The organism is Promineifilum sp. (SeqCode), assembly GCF_041918635.1.
In the GTDB taxonomy this organism is placed as follows: domain Bacteria; phylum Chloroflexota; class Anaerolineae; order Promineifilales; family Promineifilaceae; genus Promineifilum.
The window spans coordinates 1-5,603 of the sequence record NZ_JAYRVJ010000179.1; the positions used below are offsets into that span (position 1 = coordinate 1).

At 67.2% G+C, this 5,603-nt stretch carries 5 protein-coding genes; 3 read left to right on the plus strand and 2 right to left on the minus strand.

The annotated features are described in order from the left end of the window. The coding region (locus ACE3UY_RS06075; RefSeq protein WP_374686655.1) for a phosphoglucomutase/phosphomannomutase family protein at positions 1-1,089 on the minus strand (1,089 nt) is incomplete at its 3' end. A gap of 162 nt (positions 1,090-1,251) precedes the next feature. Next, positions 1,252-2,574: a glycerate kinase gene (locus tag ACE3UY_RS06080; RefSeq protein WP_374686656.1), complete on the minus strand. Its 1,323-nt coding sequence runs from the start codon at positions 2,572-2,574 to the stop codon at positions 1,252-1,254. Positions 2,575-2,797: 223 nt separating this feature from the next. Here ACE3UY_RS06080 and ACE3UY_RS06085 point away from each other — a divergent pair, with 223 nt between their 5' ends. Genes ACE3UY_RS06085 through ACE3UY_RS06095 form a run of 3 tightly spaced genes read left to right on the plus strand, consistent with a single transcriptional unit; the run spans position 2,798 to position 5,531 of the window. After that, the gene (locus ACE3UY_RS06085) at positions 2,798-3,697 is read left to right on the plus strand and encodes a glycosyltransferase family 2 protein (RefSeq protein WP_374686657.1); all 900 of its coding nucleotides are present in this window, start codon (positions 2,798-2,800) and stop codon (positions 3,695-3,697) included. 59 nt (positions 3,698-3,756) lie between these two features. Continuing rightward, positions 3,757-5,067 carry an alpha-glucosidase/alpha-galactosidase gene (locus ACE3UY_RS06090; RefSeq protein ID WP_374686658.1) on the plus strand — a complete coding sequence of 437 codons (1,311 nt, stop codon included), beginning with the start codon at positions 3,757-3,759 and terminating at the stop codon, positions 5,065-5,067. A gap of 56 nt (positions 5,068-5,123) precedes the next feature. Further along, on the plus strand, positions 5,124-5,531 hold the full coding sequence (locus ACE3UY_RS06095) for a hypothetical protein (protein ID WP_374686659.1): 408 nt from the start codon (positions 5,124-5,126) through the stop codon (positions 5,529-5,531). The last annotated feature ends 72 nt before the right edge of the window (positions 5,532-5,603 follow it).

Sequence of the window (5,603 nt, forward strand, 5' to 3'; positions counted from 1 at the left end):
CAGCAGCCCCATCAGCACCCCATCCCCCTCCGGGATGTGGCCCTGAACGCTCATGCCGCCCGACTCCTCGCCGCCCATCACCACGCTCTGAGCGTCCACGCCGTCGCCCAGCATCAGGTCGGCGATGTGGTTGAAGCCGACAGGCGTCTCCACCACCGGCAGCCCGAACTCGGCGGCGATCCGGTCGATCATGCGCGTCGTCGAGACGGTGCGCACAACCTGGCCGCGCCAGCCGCGCTTGTGCAGTAGATAGCGCAGGATGAGGCCGAAGATGCGGTGCGGATCAACGAACTGGCCCCGGGCGTCCATCGCGCCGATGCGGTCGGCGTCGCCGTCGGTCGCCAGCCCGGCGTGGTAGTTGCCGCTGAGCATGGTCGAGGCCAGCAGCGTCAGGTGCTTGGCGATGGGTTCGGGGTGGATGCCGCCGAAGCCGGGGTTCATCTCGTCACGCAGGTTGACGACGTGGGTGCGGCTGCGCATAAGCATCTCGCTGATAGTGCGACGGCCGGCCCCGTACATCGCGTCATGGACGACGCGCAATTCCCCTTCGTGGATGATGTCCAGATTGAGCAGCGTGCCCAGGTGTTCGTAGTAGGCCCAGGCCGGGTCGAACTTGACGATCCGGCCGGCCCGCAGCGCCTCCTCCAGCCCCATTAGACGCGGCTCCCGGCCGTGGGCCTGATTGCTGTCCAGCAGGCGTTCGACGCGCCGGTGCTGCTCCGGGCTGGCGCTGCCGCCGTAGGCCGCCTTCAGCTTGACGCCGTTGTAGCGCGGAGGGTTATGGCTGGCGGTGATCATCACCCCGGCCGTGGCCCGGCGGTTGACGACGGCGTAGCTGATGGCCGGCGTGGGCGTATCGGCGCGGGCCAGCCAGGCGTGGATGTCGTTGCCGGCCATGACGCGGGCCACTTCGGCCGCGTACCGGTCAGACAGAAAGCGCGTGTCGAAGCCGATGACCACACTGGGGTTGGTCGGGTTCTCCTCGCGCACGAAATCGGCGATCGCCTGGGCGACCAGCCGCAGGTTGGCAAAGGTGAACTCTTCACTGATGATGGCGCGCCAGCCATCGGTGCCGAATTGGACGGACATATTTCTCCCGATTACGAGTTGCGAACGTTTGAAAGCGCAGGGGTGCGGGGGAGCAGGGGGGCAGGGGAGAAAGCCACTAGCCACCCGGTTCTTACCATTTGCCCGCATCTGAGGATGCAGGCTCTGCATTTTCCCCTGCTCCCCCGCACCCCTGCTCCCCTGCTACTCTGCGTACGCCAACACCACCACGAGATCGTTCACGTTGGTTCCCGTAGGGCCAGTGATGACGTGGTGGGGTTCGGCCCGGCCGCGACTGACTTCATCCAGACGGCTGAAGAAGGCGTAGCTGTCGTTGTTGATCAGGTGGGCCACTGGATCGATGCCATAGGAGCGGGCCAGCCGCGCCGTCTCGCCGGTGATGACCGCGCCGGCCACCGGCGACACGCCAGGGATGGGCGGGCCGTCCTCGCCGTCGGTGGCGAAGGAGAGCACAGCCGTGCGCGGCTGCCGTTCCAACGCCAGCGCAGCGGCCAGCGCCAGCTCTTGGTTGCGCCCGCCGCGCCCCTTACCGCGCACCGTGACCGTCGTCTCGCCGGCCAGAATGAAGCAGTGCCCTGGCGGCAGGTCGCGGCCGATGCCGGCTGCCAGCCGGCCGATGTCGCGCGCCTCGCCGTCCAGGTAAGCAGTCAGCAATTGGCTGATGAAACCGAGACGGATGGCCTGCAACAGCGCCGCGTTGGCCGCGTCGCGCACGTCGCCGACGATGGTGTTGCGCACCAACGGGCGCGGCGACTTGTGCAGGTAGCGCGCCTGGTTCAGCGCCACGGCCAGGCGCTGCCACTCATCTTTCTCCAGCCGCCGGGCAATATCGTGCCGGCCCAGCACGGCCACTGCGCCTACGACCAGTTCATCTTCCGGCACAGTTGGCCCGCTGCCGATGGCGTGCAGCGCGTTGCCCACCACGTCGGACAGGATGAGGCCATAGCAAGCGGCAGGGGCCGCCGCGCGGGCCAGCCCGCCGCTTTTGATGCGGTCGATGGAGCGGCGGACGGTGTTCAATTCGCGGATGGTGCAGCCGCTGCGCAGCAGCAGTTCGATCAGCTTGCGCCAGTCGGCCAACGGCAGTAGCGGTTGGGTCAGTAGCGCCGACGTGCCGCCAGAGATGAGACACAGCACCACGTCATCGGCCCGGGTGCGCGACAGGAGTTCGACCACGGCGCGCGTGCCGGCCAGACCGCCCTCATCCGGCACGGGATGGCCGCCGTGATAAAGGGCAAACGGCCAGTTCTGCACCTCGGCGGCGTAATCGCCGCTGCCGGCCTTGGTGATGAGCACCCCGCCGGCCACGTCGCCGTCCAGCACCGCCAGCGCGCCGCGGGCCATGGGGACGGCCGCCTTGCCCGTGGCGATGACGAAGACGCGGCCGCGCCCCAACTCGACGCGCTCCGCCTCGGCCGGCCGGCCAATGAAGAGCGTTTGCCCCTCGCGGCGCAGGCAGCGCACGACTGCCGCCTCAGCGTCGGCCGCGGTAATGGCGGCGTTCACCAGATCGTCAACGTGTCGCCGGTAATCGGCAAACCGCGGGGCTAATGGGGTGGAGATCATAGGCTCGATGAGAGGGAGTATAGCACTGGCGATATGGGGAGCCAATTAAGAGCGGGGAGAACCGCCGCCGACCGCGAACTAACGACGACCGAAAACCTGCCACTTCCCCCTGCTCCCCCGCTCCCCTGCACCCCTGCGCAAACCCGTGTACAATCCACCTACCATGGACCTCTCCATCATCGTCGTCTCCTACAACACCCGCCAACTGCTCGACGACTGTCTGCGCTCGCTCTACGCGGCCGAGGCCCCGCCGGGAGGCATGGATGTCATCGTCGTGGACAACGCCTCGACCGATGGCAGCCCCGAGATGGTCGCCGCGCGCTATCCGGCGGCGCGGCTCATCGTCAGCCCGGTCAACCGCGGCTACTCGGCGGCCAACAACCAGGGCTCGGCCGTCGCCCGCGGCCGCGTGTTGCTCTTCCTCAACTCCGACACCGTCGTCGCGCCGAACGCGCTGGTGGAGCCGTTGCGCTACCTGGACGCCCACGAGCGGGTCGGTGCGCTGACCGTCCGGCTGGTCTACCCCACCGGGGAGCGCGACCCCGACAACCACCGTGGCTTCCCGACGCCCTGGAACGCCTTCTGCCACTTCGCCGGGCTGAGCCGCCTCTTCCCCGACAACCCACGCTTCAATGGCTACTTCCGCGCCTACGAGGAGTTCAGCCAAATCCACCCCGTGCCCGTCATCGCCGGCTCCTACATGATGATGCCCCGCGCGCTGGATCGGCAACTGGGCGGCTGGGACGAGACCTACTTCTTCTATGGCGAGGACATCGACTACTGCTATCGCATCCACGAGGCGGGCTACGAGATCGTCTACTACCCGCTGGTGGAGGTGCTGCACTACAAGGGGGCCAGCTCCGGCCTGCGCAAAGAGTCGGCCGACATCGCCCGGCCGCCCAAGGAGACCCGCGTCAAGGTTGCCCGCGAGTCGGTGCGGGCCATGCAGGTCTTCTATCGCAAGTTCTACCGCGACAAGTACCCGCGCGCCGTCACCGCCCTTGTCCTGGCCGGCATCCAGGCCCGCGGCTGGGCGCGCGTCCTAAAACACCGCCTCACCTGATTGCTCTGAGAAATCTGCGTAATCTGGGTAATCTGCGGATTCTTCTTCTGGAGTACTCTATGCCCAAGATCGCTTTCATCGGCGCCGGCAGCACCGTCTTCGCCAAGAACCTGCTCGGCGACATCCTCAGCTTCCCCGAACTGAGCGGCTCGACCATCAGCCTGCACGACATCGATGCGGAGCGGCTGCGCACGTCTGAGGTGGTCGCCCACCGCGTGGCCGCGTCGTCGGCGGCCCGGCCCACGATCGAGGCCACCACCGACCGCCGCCGCGCCCTTGACGGGGCCGACCACGTCATCACCATGTTCCAGATCGGCGGCTACAAGCCCTCGACGGTCGTGGACTTCGAGATACCCAAGAAGTACGGCCTGCGCCAGACCATCGCCGACACGCTGGGCATCGGCGGCATCATGCGCGGACTGCGGACGATCCCCGTCTTGCTCGACCTGTGCCGCGATATGGAGGCACTTTGCCCCGACGCCTGGCTGCTCAACTACGTCAATCCGATGGCGATGCTGTGCTGGGCCGCCGGACGGGCCACGTCCATCAAGTCGGTCGGCCTATGCCACAGCGTGCAGGGCACGGCTGAGCAGCTGGCCCGCGACATCGGCGTGCCCATCGGCGACATCAACTACCTCTGCGCCGGCATCAACCATATGGCCTTCTACCTGCGCTTCGAACGCCGGACGGCCGACGGGGTTGAAGACCTCTACCCTCTCATCCGGCGCGTGGTGGAGGAGGGGCGCGTGCCCGCGTGGAACCGCGTGCGCTACGACGTGTTCACCCGGCTGGGCTACTTCGTCACCGAGTCGAGCGAGCACCTCAGCGAGTACGTGCCCTGGTTCATCAAGCGCGACCGCCCTGACCTGATCGAGCGCTACAATATCCCGCTCGACGAGTACATCACCCGCTGCGAAAACCAGATCGCCGCCTGGGAAATGACGCGGCAGGTGCTGGAGGATGAGAACGTGGCCCTGCCGGTGGAACGCACGCACGAGTACGGCTCTTACATCATCCACAGTCTGGAGACGGGGACGCCGCGCGTGGTCTATGGCAACGTGCCCAACAAGGGGCTGATCGACAACCTGCCGGAGGGGGCCTGCGTCGAAGTGCCCTGCCTGGTCGACCGCAACGGCGTCCAGCCGACGTACGTCGGCCCGCTGCCGCCCCAGTTGGCGGCGCTGATGCAGACCAACATCAACGTGCAGGCGCTCACTGTCGAGGCCGCGCTGACCGGCCGGCGGGCGCACGTCTACCACGCGGCCATGCTCGACCCGCACACGGCGGCCGAACTCGACCTGGATCAGATTTACGCCCTGGTGGACGACCTCATTGCGGCCCACGGCGACTGGCTGCCGCCTCTGTCGTAGGGCGATTTGTCAAATCGCCCAACGCTTAGCGGCCTATTTCTGCTAAAATGACATCCGTGATCAAGACCAGCACCACGTGGGAAGACACCGGCTATGACTGCGACCACTGCGGCGGGCGCATCCTCAAGCGGCTCGATCGCGAGACGGGCCAGCCTGACCGCGCCTGCTTTCAGTGCGAGGCGTGCAGCTGCCAGTGGACGCTGGACCGCCGGCCGCTGCGCGTGGGCACGAAGGCCAACTGCCGCGTGGCCCAGCGCGACCGCGAGGCGGAGGGGGAGACGCCGGCCCCTCCTTATGCCCGCTGGCTGCTTTGGGGATTGGGGGTGCTGGTGCTGTTCGTTCTGCTGCGCTTCGGCGGCGCGACCCTCGTGCGGCTGGCCCTGCCGGTTGTCCTATTGGGCGTGCTGATCGCCGTCGTCGTTCGCGTGGGCAAGCAACAAGGTTGGTGGCGGGATAGGGACTAGGGGTTAGGGACTAGGGGCCAGGGATGAGCGCTCTTCCCTAACCCCTAGCCCCTCTCTTGTGATGGCAATCGG